The sequence below is a fragment of the Allocatelliglobosispora scoriae genome (assembly GCF_014204945.1).
Taxonomy (GTDB): domain Bacteria; phylum Actinomycetota; class Actinomycetes; order Mycobacteriales; family Micromonosporaceae; genus Allocatelliglobosispora; species Allocatelliglobosispora scoriae.
The window spans coordinates 1527427-1545000 of the sequence record NZ_JACHMN010000002.1; the positions used below are offsets into that span (position 1 = coordinate 1527427).

Annotated in this window: 15 protein-coding genes; 3 read left to right on the forward strand and 12 right to left on the reverse strand. The window is 69.9% G+C overall.

Going from position 1 to position 17574, the window contains the following annotated elements:
• Positions 1–4: 4 nt before the first annotated feature.
• From F4553_RS12555 to F4553_RS12565, 3 genes are read right to left on the reverse strand one after another with little or no spacing between them, the layout of a single operon-like run.
• Positions 5–559 carry a DUF6817 domain-containing protein gene (locus F4553_RS12555; RefSeq protein ID WP_184835632.1) on the reverse strand — a complete coding sequence of 185 codons (555 nt, stop codon included), beginning with the start codon at positions 557–559 and terminating at the stop codon, positions 5–7.
• Positions 556–975, reverse strand: a complete 420-nt coding sequence (locus F4553_RS12560) for a roadblock/LC7 domain-containing protein (RefSeq protein ID WP_184835634.1) — start codon at positions 973–975, stop codon at positions 556–558. The genes F4553_RS12555 and F4553_RS12560 overlap by 4 nt, the downstream gene beginning before the upstream one ends.
• Positions 976–1015: 40 nt before the next feature.
• Entirely contained in the window at positions 1016–1984 is a 969-nt protein-coding gene (locus tag F4553_RS12565; RefSeq protein ID WP_184835636.1) for an ATP-binding protein, read from the reverse strand.
• A 280-nt stretch (positions 1985–2264) separates the two neighbouring features.
• Here F4553_RS12565 and F4553_RS12570 point away from each other — a divergent pair, with 280 nt between their 5' ends.
• Together F4553_RS12570 and F4553_RS12575 are read left to right on the forward strand one after the other, a co-directional pair.
• A complete protein-coding gene (locus F4553_RS12570) occupies positions 2265–4133 on the forward strand; it encodes an anthranilate synthase family protein (RefSeq protein ID WP_184835638.1) in 1869 nt (622 codons plus the stop codon).
• A gap of 77 nt (positions 4134–4210) precedes the next feature.
• Positions 4211–5029: a metal-dependent hydrolase gene (locus F4553_RS12575; RefSeq protein ID WP_184835640.1), complete on the forward strand. Its 819-nt coding sequence runs from the start codon at positions 4211–4213 to the stop codon at positions 5027–5029.
• Positions 5030–5080: 51 nt separating this feature from the next.
• Here F4553_RS12575 and F4553_RS12580 read toward each other — a convergent pair whose 3' ends face one another.
• Positions 5081–6706, reverse strand: a complete 1626-nt coding sequence (locus tag F4553_RS12580; protein ID WP_184835642.1) for a bifunctional 3'-5' exonuclease/DNA polymerase — start codon at positions 6704–6706, stop codon at positions 5081–5083.
• A gap of 9 nt (positions 6707–6715) precedes the next feature.
• Between F4553_RS12580 and F4553_RS12585 the strand changes: the two genes are divergently transcribed.
• On the forward strand, positions 6716–7432 hold the full coding sequence (locus F4553_RS12585) for a hypothetical protein (RefSeq protein ID WP_184835644.1): 717 nt from the start codon (positions 6716–6718) through the stop codon (positions 7430–7432).
• A 573-nt stretch (positions 7433–8005) separates the two neighbouring features.
• Here F4553_RS12585 and F4553_RS12590 read toward each other — a convergent pair.
• The 8 genes from F4553_RS12590 to F4553_RS12625 all read right to left on the reverse strand — a co-directional run bounded on the left by F4553_RS12590 (position 8006) and on the right by F4553_RS12625 (position 17548).
• Entirely contained in the window at positions 8006–8938 is a 933-nt protein-coding gene (locus F4553_RS12590; protein WP_184835646.1) for a carbohydrate ABC transporter permease, read from the reverse strand.
• Positions 8939–8950: 12 nt separating this feature from the next.
• Entirely contained in the window at positions 8951–9889 is a 939-nt protein-coding gene (locus F4553_RS12595) for a carbohydrate ABC transporter permease (RefSeq protein WP_184835648.1), read from the reverse strand.
• A gap of 89 nt (positions 9890–9978) precedes the next feature.
• Positions 9979–11412, reverse strand: a complete 1434-nt coding sequence (gene ngcE, locus F4553_RS12600) for an N-acetylglucosamine/diacetylchitobiose ABC transporter substrate-binding protein (RefSeq protein WP_184835650.1) — start codon at positions 11410–11412, stop codon at positions 9979–9981.
• A 20-nt stretch (positions 11413–11432) separates the two neighbouring features.
• Entirely contained in the window at positions 11433–12179 is a 747-nt protein-coding gene (locus F4553_RS12605; RefSeq protein ID WP_184835652.1) for a sugar isomerase domain-containing protein, read from the reverse strand.
• Positions 12176–13108, reverse strand: a complete 933-nt coding sequence (locus F4553_RS12610) for a MurR/RpiR family transcriptional regulator (RefSeq protein ID WP_184840659.1) — start codon at positions 13106–13108, stop codon at positions 12176–12178. The genes F4553_RS12605 and F4553_RS12610 overlap by 4 nt, the downstream gene beginning before the upstream one ends.
• A gap of 418 nt (positions 13109–13526) precedes the next feature.
• Positions 13527–15017: a CoA-acylating methylmalonate-semialdehyde dehydrogenase gene (locus F4553_RS12615; protein ID WP_184835654.1), complete on the reverse strand. Its 1491-nt coding sequence runs from the start codon at positions 15015–15017 to the stop codon at positions 13527–13529.
• A complete protein-coding gene (locus tag F4553_RS12620) occupies positions 15014–16315 on the reverse strand; it encodes an aspartate aminotransferase family protein (RefSeq protein ID WP_184835656.1) in 1302 nt (433 codons plus the stop codon). Before F4553_RS12620 ends, F4553_RS12615 begins: the two co-directional genes overlap by 4 nt.
• A gap of 168 nt (positions 16316–16483) precedes the next feature.
• The gene (locus F4553_RS12625) at positions 16484–17548 is read right to left on the reverse strand and encodes a hypothetical protein (RefSeq protein ID WP_184835658.1); all 1065 of its coding nucleotides are present in this window, start codon (positions 17546–17548) and stop codon (positions 16484–16486) included.
• Between the last annotated feature and the right edge of the window lie 26 nt (positions 17549–17574).

Here is a 17574-nt window from a genome sequence, read left to right on the forward strand (position 1 = left end):
TCCCTTACCGTAGCCGCTCGGACGCATCCGCAGGGGGCAGCCCGTCGTCGCAGGCCCGCCGGGCCGCCTCGCTCAGCAGCGGGCGCAGCCTGGTGAAGAGTCGCCGCAGCCCCGGACCGTAGCGCTCTCGCAGCTCCGGATTCACCCGGACCAGATCGAGCTCGTTGGCGGCGGTGAGCTCGGCGAAGTCCCGGCGCTGATCGAGTGTCGGTGACGTCACCACCCCGGCGAAGCGGTCCCGGAACTGGTCGGCGTCGTCGACGAGATGCGCGTAGGTGTAGCTCCGGTCGCAGCTCGCGTAGCGGTAGGCGATCGCCTCCGCCTCCGCGCCGACCACGGCGACGAGGCGGTCCCGCTCGTCGAGCGAGAGCAGCGACGGCGCGAACCCGTCGGTGCCGTAGCACGCGTGGCCCAGCCCGGCGAGCTGCAGCGCGGGCCGGGCGCCCCAGTCGGCGAGCAGGTCGTGGACGCGGTGCAGGTGGGCGAGGAGGGTGCCGCCCGGATGGTCGATCTCCCGGGCGCCGAGCTCGATCAGCAGCAGCGCAACCGGCTCGATCATGGCGCGAGGAGCTCCGCGCGCAGGTCGGGGGTGAGCATCTCGCCGGCCTGTTTGACCAGGCGGGTCATCTCGAAGCCGATGGTGCCGAGGTCGCAGTCGGGCGCGGCGAGCGTCATCAGGATCGACCCGTCGGCGACCTGCATGACGAGGACGAAGCCGCCGCTCATCTCGACGACGGTCTGCCGGACCTCGAACGAGTCGGTGTGCGGGATGACCGCCTTGGCGATCGCGTGCAGCCCGGCGCCGACCGCGGCGAGCTGGCTGGCCCGCTCCGGCGGCAGCGCGGCGGAGGCGGAGAGCGGCAGTCCGTCGGAGGAGACGACTGCGGCGTGCGCGACACCCGGCACCTTCTGCGCGAATGCGCTGATCATCCAGTGCAGTTCCGCCGCCGGGGCGCTCACCGTATTGGTCGCCATCTCAACCCTCCCCACGCCGGCATCCGTCACATCCGACTACTTATAAACCTAGTCGGACCGTGTCGCTGCCGCCGCCGGACCCTCTTAGTCCATTGTAGAGCCTGGTCAGCACGGGGACGGCGGTCGGCTCCGAGCTGGCCTTTCCCACTCCCTGCGGCTCGGAGGTCGGCAGGTTGGCCATCGGCACGCGCAGCGGCAGGCGCACCGTCGTCTCGTTGATCGGGTTCTCCGCGACGGAGGGGCGCGGCTGCACCGGCGGAGTCGCGCCGTTGGCGAGCAGCCGGTCGAGCAGCGTGATCGTGACCGAGGTGCCGGGGCTCGCCCGGCTGATCCGGACCAGCGCACCGTGGCGGGCGGCGAGGTGCCCCACGACCACGAGGCCCATCCGCTCGGTGACGGCGGCGTCGACCGACGGCGGCGCGGCGAGCATCGCGTTGGCCTCGGCCATCGCGTCGTGCTCGAAGCCGATCCCCTCATCGGTGATGATCAGCTCGGCGCCGCTGCGGACCCGGCGACCGACCACGCGCACCGGGTTGACCGGCGGCGAGAAGTTGGCGGCGTTGTCGAGCAGCTCCGCGATGAGGTGCACCAGGTCCGCCGCGGCGTAGCCGACGACGTCCAGGCCGTCCTCGACCTCGGCGCGAACCCGCTGGTACTGCTCGATCTCGGCGACCGCGGCGAGGACCAGGGCCGCGAGCGGCACCGCCTGCCGGGTCCGTCGGCGACCCGCGCCACCAGCCAGGACCAGCAGATTCTCGTTGGTACGCCGCATCCGCGCCGCCAGGTGCTCCAGGCGGAAGAGGGCTGCCATCCGATCCGGATCCTTCTCGTCGCGCTCGAGCTCGTCGAGGAGGCGGAGCTGCCGCTCGACGAGGGTCTGGCTGCGCCGGGCGAGATTGAGCACGATGTCGTTGACGGTGCTGCGCGCAACGGCGGCGGCATGGTCGGACGTGGTCTCGGGATGGTCGGCGACGGGGATCTGCCGTCGGCTGCGCAGTCGTCCCCACATCGCGGTTACTCCCGTCCCCCAGGCCTGACCGTGGCTATGTTACCGCCTAGCGCGCCGCGAACGAATAGTCAATCGACAATTCAATAGGTGCGTGACTTTCTCTGGGCCAACCGGTATGGTCTCGGCCATGACCGCGCGACTGAACTGGTGGCACGCCTGACCGGCGGCCCTTTCAACGCGTGTCTCACCACCGCGGCCGCCTCGACGAGGCGGCCTTCTTCGTTTCTGCGAACCGGCGGCCCCGCACCGGGAGAGCCGCCCTGACGCAGGAGAAGCACTCATGCACCTCACCACGATCCTGTCGGGTCACAGCCCGTTCGCGCTGCTCCGACGGGAGGGGCGCGACCACGTCGACCTCCTCACCGGCGACGTGACATCGGTGTCGCGCCTCGCCGACATCCCGATGCGGAAGGGCATGCGAACGCTCGCGGTGGTGCCGCACCGCCAGATCGCCGAGCGCGGCTTCGCCGTCATCGAGGACAGCGCCGAACTGCTCTGCCTGACCAGCCACGACCTGCGCGAGGTGCCGGTCGCCGACGTGGTCGCCGCCCTGCCGAACGAGCCCTTCGACCTCACCGACCTCGGGTTCGACGTCGACGACGAGACCTACGAGCGGATCGTGGCCCGGGTGCTGCGCGACGAGATCGGCCGGGGCGAGGGGTCCAACTTCGTCATCCACCGCACCCGGCGGGCCCGCGTCGCCGAGCCGCTCACCGCCGCGCTGACGGCGTTGCGGCACCTGCTCTCGCAGGAGCGGGGCGCCTACTGGACGTTCCTGGTCCACACGGGCGAGTACACGTTCGTGGGGGCGAGTCCCGAACGCCACGTCAGCGTCGACGACGGGTTGACCCTGATGAATCCCATCTCGGGTACCTACCGCCATCCGGCCGGCGGCGCCGATCGCGACGGGCTGCTCCGCTTCCTCGCCGACCCCAAGGAGGTCAACGAGCTGGCGATGGTGCTCGACGAGGAGCTGAAGATGATGGCGGTGGTCGCCGAGGGCGGCGGCCAGGTCGTCGGGCCCTACCTCAAGGAGATGTCGCACCTCGCCCACACCGAGTATCTGCTGGCTGGACGCTCCACCCTGGACGTACGCGAGGTGCTGCGGGAGACGATGTTCGCACCGACCGTCACCGGCAGCCCGATCGAGAACGCCTGCCGCGTCATCGCCCGGCACGAGCAGCGGGGACGCCGCTACTACGGCGGCGTGCTGGCCCTGCTCGACCACGACGACATCGGCGGGCAGCGGCTCGACGCGCCGATCCTCATCCGCACCGCCGAGTTCGCCGCCGACGGCACGGTCCGGGTGCCCGTCGGCGCGACCCTGGTCCGCGACTCCACCCCGGCCGGCGAGGTGGCGGAGACGCATGCGAAGGCGGCCGGCGTACTCGCCGCGTTGGGCATGCGGCCCGCGGCGGCGCGACCCGCCTCCCCCACCCGGCTCGCCGACGACCCAGCGGTGATCGCGGCCCTGGCCGCGCGCAACGACCGGCTCTCGCCCTTCTGGCTGACGGCGCGGGCGCCCGTGGTCAACGCGCCGTTCGCGGGACGCTCGGCGCTGATCGTCGACGCCGAGGACACCTTCACCGGCATGCTCGCCCACCTGCTCAAAGCGCTCGGCATGGAGGTCGACCGGGTGCACGCGCTCGACGCGCTCGCCCGCCTGGACGACTATGACCTGGTCGTCGCGGGTCCCGGGCCCGGTGACCCGGCCGACGTCGGCGAGCCGCGGATCGTGGCGCTGCGCGAGGTCGTCCGCCACCGCCTGGGCACGGGCGCACTGCTCGCGGTCTGCCTCGGCCACCAGGTGCTCGCCGCCGAGCTGGGGATCTCCCTGCACCGGCGGGAGGTTCCACTGCAGGGCACCCCGATGGAGATCGATCTGTTCGGAGAGTCCCGGCGGGTCGGCTACTACTCCACCTTCACCGCCGTCTCCGATGTGGACCGCCACGGCGACTCGGAACTCGCTCGAGACGCGGTGACGGGTTTCGTACACGCGATGCGCGGACCGGGCTATGCGGGGGTCCAATTTCACCCGGAATCGGTACTCACCGAACACGGCCCCGAGCTGCTCACGGCACTCATTGATCACTGTCTCCACAGTAGAGAATCGGCCGATTGCGTATCGGTCGCCGATTTGGCACAGTGATCGCGACTTTGGCAGGGAACGGCGTGCTAGGTGACCTCACCAGGCATGCCGTTCCGAATTGGGGAGGGGCACCCATCATGATGGGTCGTTCGCACGCGCTGTCAGGCGCGGCGGTGTGGTTGGCGGGATCCTGGGTCGGGGACCAGTTCCTCGATTACCACCAGTCCCCGCTCTACCTGGCGCTGGGCACCGCAGTCTGCGCCGGCGGCGCGCTCCTGCCCGACCTCGACCTCTCCGGCAAGGTCACCACCGGCCAGGGCGGCGCGACGGTGGCGCACACCTTCGGCCGCGTCTCGATGTTCGTCGCCGAGGTGGTCGAGAAGATCTCGGTCGGCATCTACACCGCGACCCGGCTCCAGCACGACCCCAAGCGCGACAACGGGCACCGCACCTTCACCCACACGCTGCCCTTCACGGTGCTGATGGGCTGGGGCGCGACCTATCTCTGCACGCAGTTCGGCAAGTGGGCGGTGCTCTCGATCCTGTTCTTCACGATCGGTCTCGCCGTCCGCGGCATCTTCGAGAGCTGGGCCAAGAAGGCCGGCTGGCTCATCACCACCGCCGTCTCCGCCGCCGCCGCGTGGTACGCCTTCGTCAACCTCGACGCCGGCCACGGCTATCCGCTCCTGGGATTCGCCCTCGGTGTCGGCTGTTTCGTCCACCTGATGGGCGACATCATCACCAGCGCCGGCGTACCGATCCTCTGGCCGATCCCCACCGGCATCAAGCAGGTCCAGATGTGGCGCATGATCGGCGTACCCAACGCGATCTCGGTCGAGGTCGGCGGCAAGGTCGAGAAGTTCGTGCTCCAGGGGGCATTCACCATCGTCTCCATCGCCTCCGGGATAGCGCTGATCGGCAATGCGGTGCTGCGGAAATTCGACATCGAGCTCTAGCCGCGCAGACTTCCGGGACGGATGGCCGCACGCGGGCCGTCCGTCCCGTTGCTATTTGGCCTCCGCATAGGACTCCACGATCCGCGCCTGCAGCGGGAAGTGCACCGTCGCGTCGCCGAAGAGCACCCGGCCCGTCCGCACGGCGGCAGCCGTCACCACCTGCGCGACCCGCTCGGCGAACTCCTCCGGGCAGTGCACGATCACCTCGTCGTGCTGGAAGAAGACGAGCTCGGCCGGGATGTCCCAAAGCTCCTGGCGCACCAGGGCGAGCAGCGTCGCCGCCCACTCCGCCGCCGTCGCCTGGATGACGAAGTTGCGGGTGAACCGCCCCCGCGCCCGCGCACTCGCGTCCGGTTTCGCCCCCTCGCCGCCCTCACCCGCTCCGAAGTCGAAGTGCGCCGAGGTCGGCGGGCAGGTCCGCCCCAGCCAGGACCGCACCAATCCGCCGTACTCCCCCTGTCGGGCCGCCTCCTCCACCACCTCCCAGGCGAGCGGGTAACGCCCCCGCAGCACCGCCAGGGCAGGCGCCGCGGAGCCGCCGGTCTGCCCGTACATCGCGCCGAGCAGCGCCAGCTTCGCCGAAGCCCGATCCTTGAACGACTCCTTCGCCAGCGCCTCATAGAGGTCGCCCGACCCTGCCGCCTTGCACAGCCCCGGATCCCGCGAGACCGCCGCGAGGATGCGCGGCTCCAGCTGCCCCGCGTCGGCGACGACCAGCCGCCAGCCGGGCTCCGCCCGCACGGCGCCGCGCAACACGGCCGGGATCTGCAGCGCACCGCCGCCCCGGGTCGCCCAACGACCCGAAACCACACCCCCCGGGATGTACGCCGGGTGAAACCGCCCGTCGCGCACCCACTGCGATCGCCACCCCCACGCGTGCGTGGTCCAGATCCGATAGAGCTCCTTGTATTCAATGAGGACCGGGATGACCGGATGCTCGATCTTGCGCAGTGTCCAGGCCCGGGTGTTGGGCACGTCGATGCCGATCCGGCGCAGCGCCCGGCGCACCTCGGCCGGTGAATCCGGGTGCAGCCCCGGTGCGCCCAGCAGCGAGGTGATCTGCTCGGTCAGCGCCACCAGCTTCCGCGGCGGCCCACCGGCGGCCGGGCGCTCGCCGAGCAGCCCCGTCAGCAGCTCATCATGGGTCGCCGCGTGCCACGGCAGGCCCACCTCGCCCATCTCCACCGCGACCAGCCCGCTCGCCGACTCCGCCGCCACCAGCAACCGGAAGCGCCCCGGCTGCTCGGCCGCCGCCATCCGGCGAAGCTGCTCGGCGTGGACCGCGATCACCTCGTGGATGCCGACCGACGGCGCCTGCTCCGCGAAGAGGGTGGCCTGCGCGTCGCCGGGTGCGTCGGCCTGCCGGGCGGGCGGGTCGGGTGGCACCGGTGCTCCCGCCAGGCGGGCGTGTGCGGCGGCGACGGACCGCGGCTCGCCCCAGCGGCCCTCGTGGCCCAGCAGAAGTGCCTCGGTGAGCTCCAGGTCGTGGCAGCGGGCCAGCCGGACACCGGCACGGAGCAGCTCGGGATAGAGGGTCTCGGTGGACGCGAGCACCCAGCGCGCGTCGGGATGTGCTCTGACCTCCGCGGCGAACTCCGTCACGGGACGCACCGGCCCGGCCGGCGTGCCGTCGGGCGCCAGCTCGCAGAGCGCACCGTCGGCCACCGCGATCAACACCCGGCCATCATGGCACCCAGGTCAGACATCCCCCACAACCTGCCCGAACACCGCCACCCCCACCCTCCCAAACACCCGACACCCGCCGCCCGCCGCTGCCCGTGCCGCCCGCCGCCCGCCGCTGCCCGTGCCGCCCGCCGCACGCCGCACGCCCACCGCCGCCGCACGCCCGCCGCCGCCGCACGCCGCTGCCGCCCACCGCCGCCGCACGCCCACCGCCGCCGCACGCCGCCGCCCGCCGCCGCACGCCGCCCGCCGCCGCACGCCGCCGCGGCTGCCGCCCGCTGCACGCCGCCGCCCACCGCCGCCACCCGCCGCCGCACGCCGCCGCGGCTGCCGCCCGCCGCCGCCCACCGCCGCCGCACGCCGCCGCGGCTGCCGCCCGCCGCCGCCCACCGCCGCCACACGCCGCCGCACGCCGCCGCGGCTGCCGCCCGCCGCCGCCACACGCCGCCGCGGCTGCCGCCCGCCGCCGCCCGCCGCCGCACGCCCGCCGCCACCGCCCGCCCGCATGATCGCGCTAGTTCCGGGAAACTGCCCCTACCCTGGCAGATGATCGTGTTCTTTCCCGGAAATAGGCCCTACCGAGGTGCACTGAGGGGACAGTTTCCGGGAAAGAACACGATCAAGGGCTCGGCGCAGGTACCGCCAGGCTGGGCGAAGATATTCCGCCTCACGCCACACCTCGCCGCACACCGCACCATGACGCCGCACACCGCTCCATGACGCGCCTCACCGCCACTCGTGCACACCGCTCCTCAGCGGCGACATCACGCCGATGATCGCGCTAATTCCGGGAAACAGCCCCTACCCCGGGCGATGATCGCGCTTTATCCCGGAAATAGGCGCTACCGGCATGCTCTGAGGGGGTTGTTTCCGGGAAACAGCACGACCTTGAGCACCGTGCGGGAGCACCGGGCTCGATCCGCACGCTAGGCGACACGACGCCTCGGTCGCCCGCTTCGGCCCTGCGGCGACGAAGAGCCGGCCCCATAGCACCAACTCTTGAAGAGTTGCGGCGATCTTGGCCGCGCTGCGCCGTCGCGCATCGCTGCCGCTGCCCAACGCTGCCGTCACCCAACGCTGCCGTCACCCAACGCTGCCGTCGCGCCTCGCTGCCGTCGCGCCTCGCTGCCGTCGCGCCTCACTGCTACCACTCATCGCTACTAGCGGCCCGGATGGCGTGATCTTGACGGGGGCGCTGCGGTGGGCGTACCGATGCGGGGGTGGAACGGGACGCGGCCCGGCACCCCCGGAAAAGGGTGACGGGCCGCGGACCTCGGAGGAGGTACAGCCGAGCTACTTGGAGATGCCGCCGGTGAGGCCGGCCTGCACCTGCCGCTGGAAGGCGATGTAGACGACGAGCACCGGGACCATCGCCATGGTCAGACCGGCGAACATGCCGGACCAGTCCGACTTGTAGCCCTGGTTGACCGCGAGGTCGAGCATGCCCTGCGCCAGCACCTGGTGCTTCTCGGCGGCGAAGTCGGCCGGGTTCATCAGCAGGACCGGGAGGTACCACTGGTTCCACTGGCCGATGATGTTGAAGATCGCGATGCTGACCAGGCCCGGCTTCGCCATCGGCAGCATCACCTGGAAGAAGAGCCGGGTGTGGCTCGCGCCGTCGACCATCGCCGCTTCCGCCACCGAGTTCGGCAGCGTGTTGAAGAACGAGTGCATGAAGAAGACGGTGAACGACAGCGACCAGCCGACATAGACCAGGATCAGCATGGCGTGCGAGTTCAGACCGAGCGGCGGGAACACCTTGCCGACCTGGTCGGTGAGCTTGAACAACGGGATGGCGGCGACGTAGATCGGCACCGTCAGGCCCACGAGGAAGGTGTAGTAGATCAGCCGGTTGCCGGGGAACTTGTAGCGCGCCAGTACGTAGGCGGCCATCGAGCCCAGCAGCATCGTCAGCGTCACGCCGCCGCCCAGCACCACGATGGTGTTGAAGAACAGCGACGCGAACTTGCCGTTGGTCCAGGCCCGCGAGAAGTTGTCGAAGTGCAGGCCGTCCGGGATCAGCGAGAGCGGGTTCTTGAGGATCGCCGAGTCCGACTTGAACGCCGAGATGACCACCCACGACAGCGGGTAGAGCACCAGCAGCGCCCAGGCGGCGAGGAAGAGGTGCGAGAAGCCGCTGAAGAAGGCGCCTTCGCGCTTCGCCTTGGCGGGCTTGGCCGGGGTACGAGAACCGGACGCGTGATGGGTGTCGGTGACTGTGCTCATGTCCAAGCGCTCCTAGTACTCGATCTTCTCGCGACGGGTGAGCCGCATCTGCGCCATGGACAGCAGCACAGCGATGATCATCATCGAGACCGCGATCGCGCATCCGTAGCCGAACCGGCCGGTGCGGTTCAGGTGGAAGTTGAAGACGCTCGCCAGAACCTGCGTCGAGTCGTCCGGACCACCGGGGCCGGGCGTCATCGTGACGATCAGGCCGTACATGTCGAACGCGGCGATGCCGAGGTAGATCCAGCCGGTCGAGATCGTCTCCCGCAGCAGCGGCAGGGTGACCTTGAAGAAGGAGGCGAACCGGCTCGCGCCGTCGAGCAGCGCGGCCTCGTAGATGTCCTTCGGGATCGAGGTCATCGCGGCGGAGAAGAGCACCATGTAGAAGCCGACGCTGCCCCAGACCGAGATCAGCAGCAGCCAGAACAGGTTCTGCGGCACACCGAGGATCGTCGTCGGGTCCTGGTGGAACGCGAGCGGGTCGTCGATGAGCCCGAGCTTCGCCAGCAGGCTGTTGAGCAGGCCGTCGCCGTCACCGCGGTAGATGCCCTGCCACATGATGGCGACGAGGATGACCGAGAGGACCTGCGGGATGAAGAAGACGACCTTGTAGAACCCCGAGCCCCAGACGCCGCGGATGCCGACCTTGCCGCCCCGTCCGCCCACGTTCAGCAGGAACGCGAGGAAGAGTGCGAGCCCCAGCGTGAAGAGCGGGATCGTCACGAGGAAGAAGACGTTGTGCCAGAAGGCCTTCTGGACCAGGCTGTCGCCGACCAGCTCGACGTAGTTGTCCAGCCCGACCACGTCCGGGGCGTCCTGGGAGAAGCCGCCCCAGTCCGTGAACGAGTAGAAGATCGTCTGAACCAGTGGCACCAGCACATACCAGGCGTAAATAACGACGGGCAGGATGAGGAAGCCCAGGATGAAGGGCGCTCTGCGATGCCGCATCTTCGTGCTCTTTTCGACAAGGGGGACAGCGAGGGGAAATACGTTGTTGGGACCGGACGCCCCGCAGGGCGCCCGGTCCCGCAGTGCTATCAGGCAGCCGTACGGGTCTGCTTGACGGCCTTGCCGTCAGCGATCTCCTTGACGACGGCCTTGGCCGCGGCCTCCATCCGGTCCGCGAACTGCGCGGCCGTGATGCGGCCGGCGAGGAACTCGCCGATGCCGGCCTGGCTGGCCTTGTCGTAGCTCGCGTACCAGCCGTCGTACTTCCAGCTGATCAGCTTGCCGGGCGCGGCCTTCATGACGGCGTTGGCCGACTCGAGCGACGGCTTGTCGGTGACGGCGTCACCGGAGCCGGCGCGCGACGCGAGCGACGCGGTCAGGCTAGCGAACTTGCCAGCACCCTCCTTGGAGAGCATGGCGCGCAGGAACTCCTTGCCACCCTCCTTGTTGGGGGCCTTGGCCGGAACGATCCAGCCCTCGCCGGCACCGGCCTGAACCGAGCCGTAGGGGGCCTTGTCGGAGCCGGAGACGCTCCAGAAGGGGGCGATCTTCAGCTTGAAGTCGGCCGGGATGGTCGCCTTCATCTCGTTCTCGAGCCAGGTGCCGACCGGGAGGAAGGCGGCCTTGCCGTCGAGGAACGCCTGCTGCGACTGCGTGTGGGTCAGCGTCTCGGAACCCTTGAGGGTGTAGCCGCCGGTCTTGCTGGCGAGCTTCTCGACGGCCTGCAGGGCGGCGGTGACCTCGGGGGTCTTCCAGGCGCCTTCCTTCAGGTTGTCGATGTCGATGAACGCCTGCTCGCCACCGGCGAGCCAGATCCACGCGTTGATCGCCCAACGGCCGTAGTACGGGTAGAAGCCCGCGAAGGTGAACGGCGCGATGCCGGCCGCCTTGATCTTGTCGGACAGCGTGAAGAACTCGTCGAAGGTCTTCGGCACGGTCCAGCCGTTCTTGTCGAACAGAGCCTGGTTGTACCAGACACCGAAGACGGTGAACGCGTAGTTCAGGATGTAGAACTTGCCCTGCTGGGTGCCGTCGGTGACGGTGCCCGGGAGCAGGGTGTCCTTGACCTTGACCGCAGCGTCTTCCCAGCTACCGGCGGCGAGCAGGTCCTCGAGGTCGGCGAGCGCGCCGTCCTTGATGAGGGCGTCGTTCGCCATGTTGTCGGCACCCGAGTTGTTGATCAGGTCGGCCGGGGTGGTGGCGAACTTCGGCTGCTGCTCGGTCTTGATCTTCTGAGTCGAGCTCAGGTTGACCGTGACCTTCGGGTGCTTGGCGTTGAACAGGGTCTTGTCGAACTTCGGGTACTCGTCGCCGAGGCCGCCGTTGAAAACGACGACGTTGACGGTCGAGCCCTCCTTGACGCCGAACGGGTTGTCGGCGCTGGTCGCACCCTTGTCGGCGTCCTTGTCGTCGGTGCCACCTGCACACGCGGCGAGGAGGCTAGCGGCCGGAGTGGCGAGCAGGCCTACGGCCGCCGCACGGCGCAGAACGCTACGACGGTTGAGGTCGGGGGTAGTGGACATCTTTGTCTCCTCGGTTCGGGTCAGGCGGTACGCCGGAGTCGCCCGGCGTAACGCGACTCGAGGGTGTGGTTATATGCGTCCCCACCGGGGACGCTGGCGGAGAGGTACACGGGTGGAACCTCACCGACGGCTTGGAACCGTCGCACGATCTCCGCGGTCAGCAACTGCGCCAGCAGCGCACTCGTGACCGTTGAGGCCGCACAGACCAAGCCGCCGCCTTGCAGCGGCAGCAGTGCGTCGCCGTACGGAGCCCCGTTGTCCAGGACCACGTCGGCGATCTCGGAGAGGCGCAGACCGGATGGGTGGCTGGCGGCCACCCGGGTCGTGTGCTCCACCGATGTGATCGCGATCAACGAGTGACCGCGCTCTTTCACCAGCAACGCCAGCTCGACTACCGAGCCGTGGATGCCGGACTGTGACGCCACCACGAACACGTCGCTGGGGCTCGGGGCCGCCAGTGCGTAGATCTGGTGTGCGATGGAGGGATCGCGCTCAAGCTTGGGATCGGCGAGCGCGGAGAGCGGAGCGTCGCCGTGGATCGCCACGTCGCGCACCGAGAGCCGGTTGACCGGGACCAGGCCGCCGGCCCGTCCGGTGAGTTCCATGGCGACGACCTCGGAGTGGCCTGCGCCGAAGGCCTGCAGCACGCCGTCGCCGCGCAGGGCCTCGGCGATGAGGTCGGCTGCCTGGTCGAGCGCCTCGGACTGGCAGGCGACGGAGTCGAGCAGCGGGCGCAGCCTCTCGGCGTAGGCGGCGGCGGAGATCATTCGGCCACCTCCTTGATCCGGTGCGCCTCGACGGCGCGGGCCGTGCGCTGGAAGGCGGCGTGCGAGCGCTCGTGGGTCCGCTGGGCGACCGCGATGTAGAGCAGGTCCAGCACGACGAGCTGCGGGTGCCGGGCCGAGAGCGCGTCCGGCCGGAAGGTCGTGGCCTGCGTCGCGGTGAGCAGCACGATGTCGGCGACATCGGCGAGCGGCGAGCGCGGGAAGCTGGTGAGCGCGATCGTCGTCGCGCCGTGGCTGCCGGCCTCGGCGATCATCTCGATCGTCTCGCGCGTCTGGCCCGAGTGCGAGACACCCAGCGCGACGTCGCCCTTGCCCAGCAGGGAGGCGCTGGCCAGGCCGTTGTGGATATCGGTCCAGGCCCAGGTGGGTACGCCGATGCGGTGCAGCGAGAACTGCAGCTCCTCGCCGACCAGGGCGCTGCCGGAGGCGCCGTAGATGTCGACCCGGCCGGCGGAGGCGACCGCGTCGGCGGCCCGCGCCACGGCGGCGAAGTCCATCCGGGCGGCGGTGTCGCGCATGGCGAGCGTGTCGGCGGCCATGATCTGGTTGAGCACGCGGTCCAGCGGGTCGGTCGGCTGGATCTCCCGGCCGATGTCGACGGACCACCCGGCGCGGGCGGCCCGGCCGGTCTCCCCGGCGATGCCCAGGCGCAGGTCGGCGTAGCCCTCGAAGCCCAGAGCCCGGCAGAAGCGGGTGATCGTGGCCGGCGACGTACCGCTGCGCTCGGCGAGCTCGACGATGGTGGCCCGGGCGGCACCGGCGGGGTCGGCGAGGACCTGCTCGGCGACGCGCTGCAGGGCACCGGTGAACTCGGGGAGCTGGAGCCGCACCCGGGCGAGCACGCTGTCGCTGTGGTCGATCTCGGCGATGGTCAGGTGGCTGGCTTCCCGGGGCGCAGGGACGACACCCAACCCGGCCTCCGCCGTGGTGATCGTCACCTCGCGTTCCACCGTTGGACCCGCCTCTCGTCGTGACACAGCTTTTGGAAAGGACTGTTTACTGTTCCTGGTAAAAGTTCTTACTGAACGACCCCTCCTGTCAAGAGTTAGGGCCAAGTTTTCAAACTGTTACCTCCGGCGACCGGCGCGAGCCTGGCACACGAACTGTGTCATCGCCCACTATGACCAGGGAGAATGCCATAAATCTCACTCGACCGACAGGAGCTGTGGGGCCGATGAGAAGTTTGACCGAATTAACCTAGTGATGAACTTTCTTCGGCCGCGCGCCGGTAAGAATGGCGACCAAACTAACCCCGTAACACGACCGTGAAAATGCGAAACGGCCCGCCGGCGGAGGCCGGCGAGCCGTTTCGGTGGTGTTTCGGTGGCGCTACTGCTGTGTCGGGAAGCCCAGATTGATGCCTCCGTGCGACGGGTCGAGCCACCGGCTCGTGACGACCTTGCCCCGGGTGAAGAAGTGCACGCCCTCGGCGCCGTGCGCGTGGCTGTCGCCGAAGAGCGAGGCCTTCCAGCCGCCGAAGGAGTAGTACGCCATCGGCACCGGGATCGGCACGTTGACGCCGATCATGCCGACCTCGACCTCGTGCTGGTAGCGCCGGGCGGCACCGCCGTCGTTGGTGAAGATCGCGGTGCCGTTGCCGTAGGGGTTGGCGTTGACGAGCGCGAGCGCCTCATCGTACGTTCGGACACGCACGACCGAGAGGACCGGTCCGAATATTTCATCCGTATAGATGGACATCTCGGGTGTCACATGGTCGAAGAGCGTCGGTCCGAGCCAGAATCCGTCGCCCTCCCCGTCGGCCTCGACGCCCCGGCCGTCGACGACCGCGGTCGCACCGGCACTCACCCCGGCATCGACGTAAGACGTCACCTTCTCCAGATGCTGCCTGGTCACGAGCGGTCCCATGTCGCAGCCACGCAGCCCGTCGCCGGTCCGGATCCCGGCCATCCGCGAGCTGATCTTGTCGACGAGGGTGTCGCCGACCGGGTCCACCGCGACGACGACCGAGATCGCCATGCAGCGCTCCCCCGCCGAGCCGAACCCGGCGTTGACCGCGGCGTCCGCGGCGAGGTCGAGATCGGCGTCCGGGAGGACCACCATGTGGTTCTTCGCTCCGCCGAGCGCCTGCACCCGCTTGCCGTTGGCGGTGCCCCGCTCGTAGACGTACTTCGCGATCGGGGTCGAGCCGACGAACGAGACCGCCTTCACCGTCGGGTGGTCCAGCAGCGCGTCCACGGCCTCCCTGTCGCCGTGCACGACGTTGAAGACGCCGTCGGGCAGGCCCGCCTCGGCGAAGAGCTGTGCCAGCAGCGTCGCCGCCGACGGGTCCTTCTCGCTCGGCTTGAGCACCACCGCGTTGCCGGCCGCGATCGCGATCGGCACGAACCACAGCGGCACCATCGCCGGGAAGTTGAACGGCGAGATCACCGCCACCACGCCCAGCGGCTGCCGGATCGAGTAGGAGTCGACCTCCGTCGAGACGTTCTCGCTGAAACCGCCCCGGATGGTGGAGGGGATGCCGCAGGCGTACTCGATGATCTCCAGACCGCGCTGGACCTCGCCGGCGGCGTCGCTGAGCACCTTGCCGTGCTCGGCCGTGATCAGCGCCGCGATCTCGTCGCGCCGTTCGTGGACGAGCTGGCGCACCGCGAAGAGCACCGAGGTCCGCTTGGCGAGCGAGGCGTCCCGCCAGGCGCGACCGGCCTGCGCCGCGACCGTCACGACCGCGTCGACGTCGGCCGCCGAGGCGAAGTCGACCCGGCCGCTGACCTTGCCCGTCGCGGGGTTGAAGATCTCGCCCTGGCGGGCCGAGCCGTGCTCCCAAGGCTTGCCGCCGACGAAGTGCGTCACGTGGTTCATCGCGCGGCCACCGCATCGGTGGCCGCGCGAATGGCGTCGGCGAGGATGTCGAGGCCCTCCTTCGCCTCCGCCTCGGTGAGCGTCAGCGGCGGGCCCATCCGGACCACGTTGCCGTGCAGGCCGCCCTTGCCGACGAGCAGCCCGTGTGCCTTGCACTCCTCCAGCACGCGCAGCGCCACGGCCGGCGCCGGGTCCGTCGTGCCGGGCCGGACGAACTCGATCGCGATCATGAGGCCCTTGCCCCGGACCTCGGCGACGACCGGGCTGCCCAGGGCGCGCAGGCCCTCGTGCAGCAGCGCGCCGACCCGGGCCGCGTTGCCCTGCAGGTCGTGGTCGAGCAGGTAGTCGAGGACGGCCGAGCCCGCGGAGCTGGAGACCGGGTTGCCGCCGAAGGTGTTGAACGACGTCGCCGTGAGCGAGTCCATCACGTCGCCCCGGGCCACCACGCCGCCGAGCGCGAACCCGTTGCCCACGCCCTTGGCGAAGGTCAGCATGTCGGGTACGGCATCGTGCGCCTGATATCCCCAGAAGTGCTCACCCGTACGCCCCCAGCCCGTCTGGACCTCGTCGGAGACCCAGAGGATGCCGTGCTCGTCGAGGACCTTCTTGATCTCGCCGAAGAACCCGTCGGGCGGCGCGACGAAGCCGCCGACGCCCTGGATCGGCTCGGCGATCAGGCACGCCACATCGCCGGACGTGGTGGTCGCGAGCACCTCGCGCAGGTCGGCGACGGACCGCTCGATGTAGTCGGCGTCGGAGAGCCCGGCGAAGATGCCGCGCAGGCGCTCGCCGGAGTGGATGTAGGAGACGTTGACCGGGGTCAGCGACGACGCCGACCAGCCCCGGTTGCCGGTGACGCCGAGCGCGCCGAAGCTGCGCCCGTGGTAGCTGTTGCGCACGGCGAGGATCTGGTTGCTGCGCCGGAACTGCGTGGCGAGCAGCAGCGCCGTCTCGTTCGCCTCGGTGCCGGAGTTGGCGAGGAAGACCTTCGCGTTCGGGATGCCGGAGAGCTTGGCGATCCGCTCGGCCAGCTCCACCTGCTTGCGGATGAGGTAAAGCGTCGAGGAGTGCGCGATGCCGGTGTCGAGCTGGCGGCGGACCGCGTCCGCGATCTCCGGGATGTCGTAGCCGATCATCGTCGTCAGCACGCCGCCGAAGAAGTCGAGATAGGTGCGGCCGGCCGCGTCGGTCACCCGCGCACCGGAGCCGGAGACCAGCTCGATGGGGTCCGCGTAGAGCGGGTTGATCCAGTTGGGCATCACGGCCCGGTGGCGTGCCAACAGGTCATCGGTGGTCATGCGTTATCGCCCCTTGGCGTAGTGCGGCTGGGTGAGCTGAATCACTCGACATTCCCACTGATCAGGGGCGCAGCGCAAGCACCACCCTGTCAGGTCGGGGCCCGTGGACCTGACGAACCGTCAACCGAGGCGGGGTGGCCGCTCCCCCGGCGGCCACCCCGCGAATCCCTACTGCAGGGAGTTGGCGCTGGCGAAGAACCCGTAGTGGACCGGGGTGCCGTTGACCGTGAAGCAGTTGACGTTCTGCGCCACCGTGTCCGTCCCGAAGTGCTGCCACGGTGCGCTCAGGCTGCACCAGTTGGGCACGGTGCCGAAGGTCGAGACCTGCAGCGTGTCCGGCAGGAACGCGATCGACGGGAACTTGATCGTGACCAGGCCGACGCCGGCCACCGCCGGGGTGTTGGCGCCGAACCCGAGCTGCGAGTTGAAGTTGGTCGAGGCCGGACCGGCGCCCGGCACCCAGTGGTAGTAGCCGTAGTACTTCGGCGCGAACGCCCGGCCGTAGAGCGAGGGCCGGTACTGGTAGGTCAGGGTGAACCGGGTGTCCAGCGGGGCGCCGGCCGACGCGAAGCAGTAGACGAAGACGTCCTGCTGGGCCGGGGTCGACGCCAGGTTGGCGATGTTGCAGCGGGCACCGGTCGCGCTGTTGACGGCGGTCGCCTGGAGGCTGCCGTCCTTCGGACCGGCGGTCCCGATCCCGGGGAACTTCACCTGCCACTTGCCGACGCCGACATGGGTGACGGTGTTGACGGCACCGGCCGCATTGTACTGGCTGATCGTGCCGCCGCCGGGATTGGCGTCGACGTAGCCGTAGGTGCCGTAGGGGCTCGGGCCGGAGCTGCGGTAGAAGATCGCACTGAAGGCGGTGTAGTCGAGGACGCCGCCGGCCTTGTAGCACCGGATGTAGGCGATCTCGTCGACACCGGACGGGAACCACTGCTCGGCCTGGCACCAGTGCGCCACGGCGTTGATCGCGGTGACGTGCACGACGCCGCCGGCGATCCCCTGTCCGGGGAACTTGACCTGGTAGCGGCCGACGCCGATCAGCGTGACGGTCGTGGCGGCCGGGGTGGTGCCGGTCGGTACGACGGCGCCACCGTTCCAGAGCACGAAACCGAGCCGGTCGGGTACGGCGGCCGCGGCGGGCGGCGTACCGAGAGCGACAGCGCCGAGAGTGGCGAGCAGCACGGCGGCTGCGGCCGGGACGAGCCGCTGCCATGCGGGTTTGCGCATATCTGAACCTCCTTGGGGCGGGATGG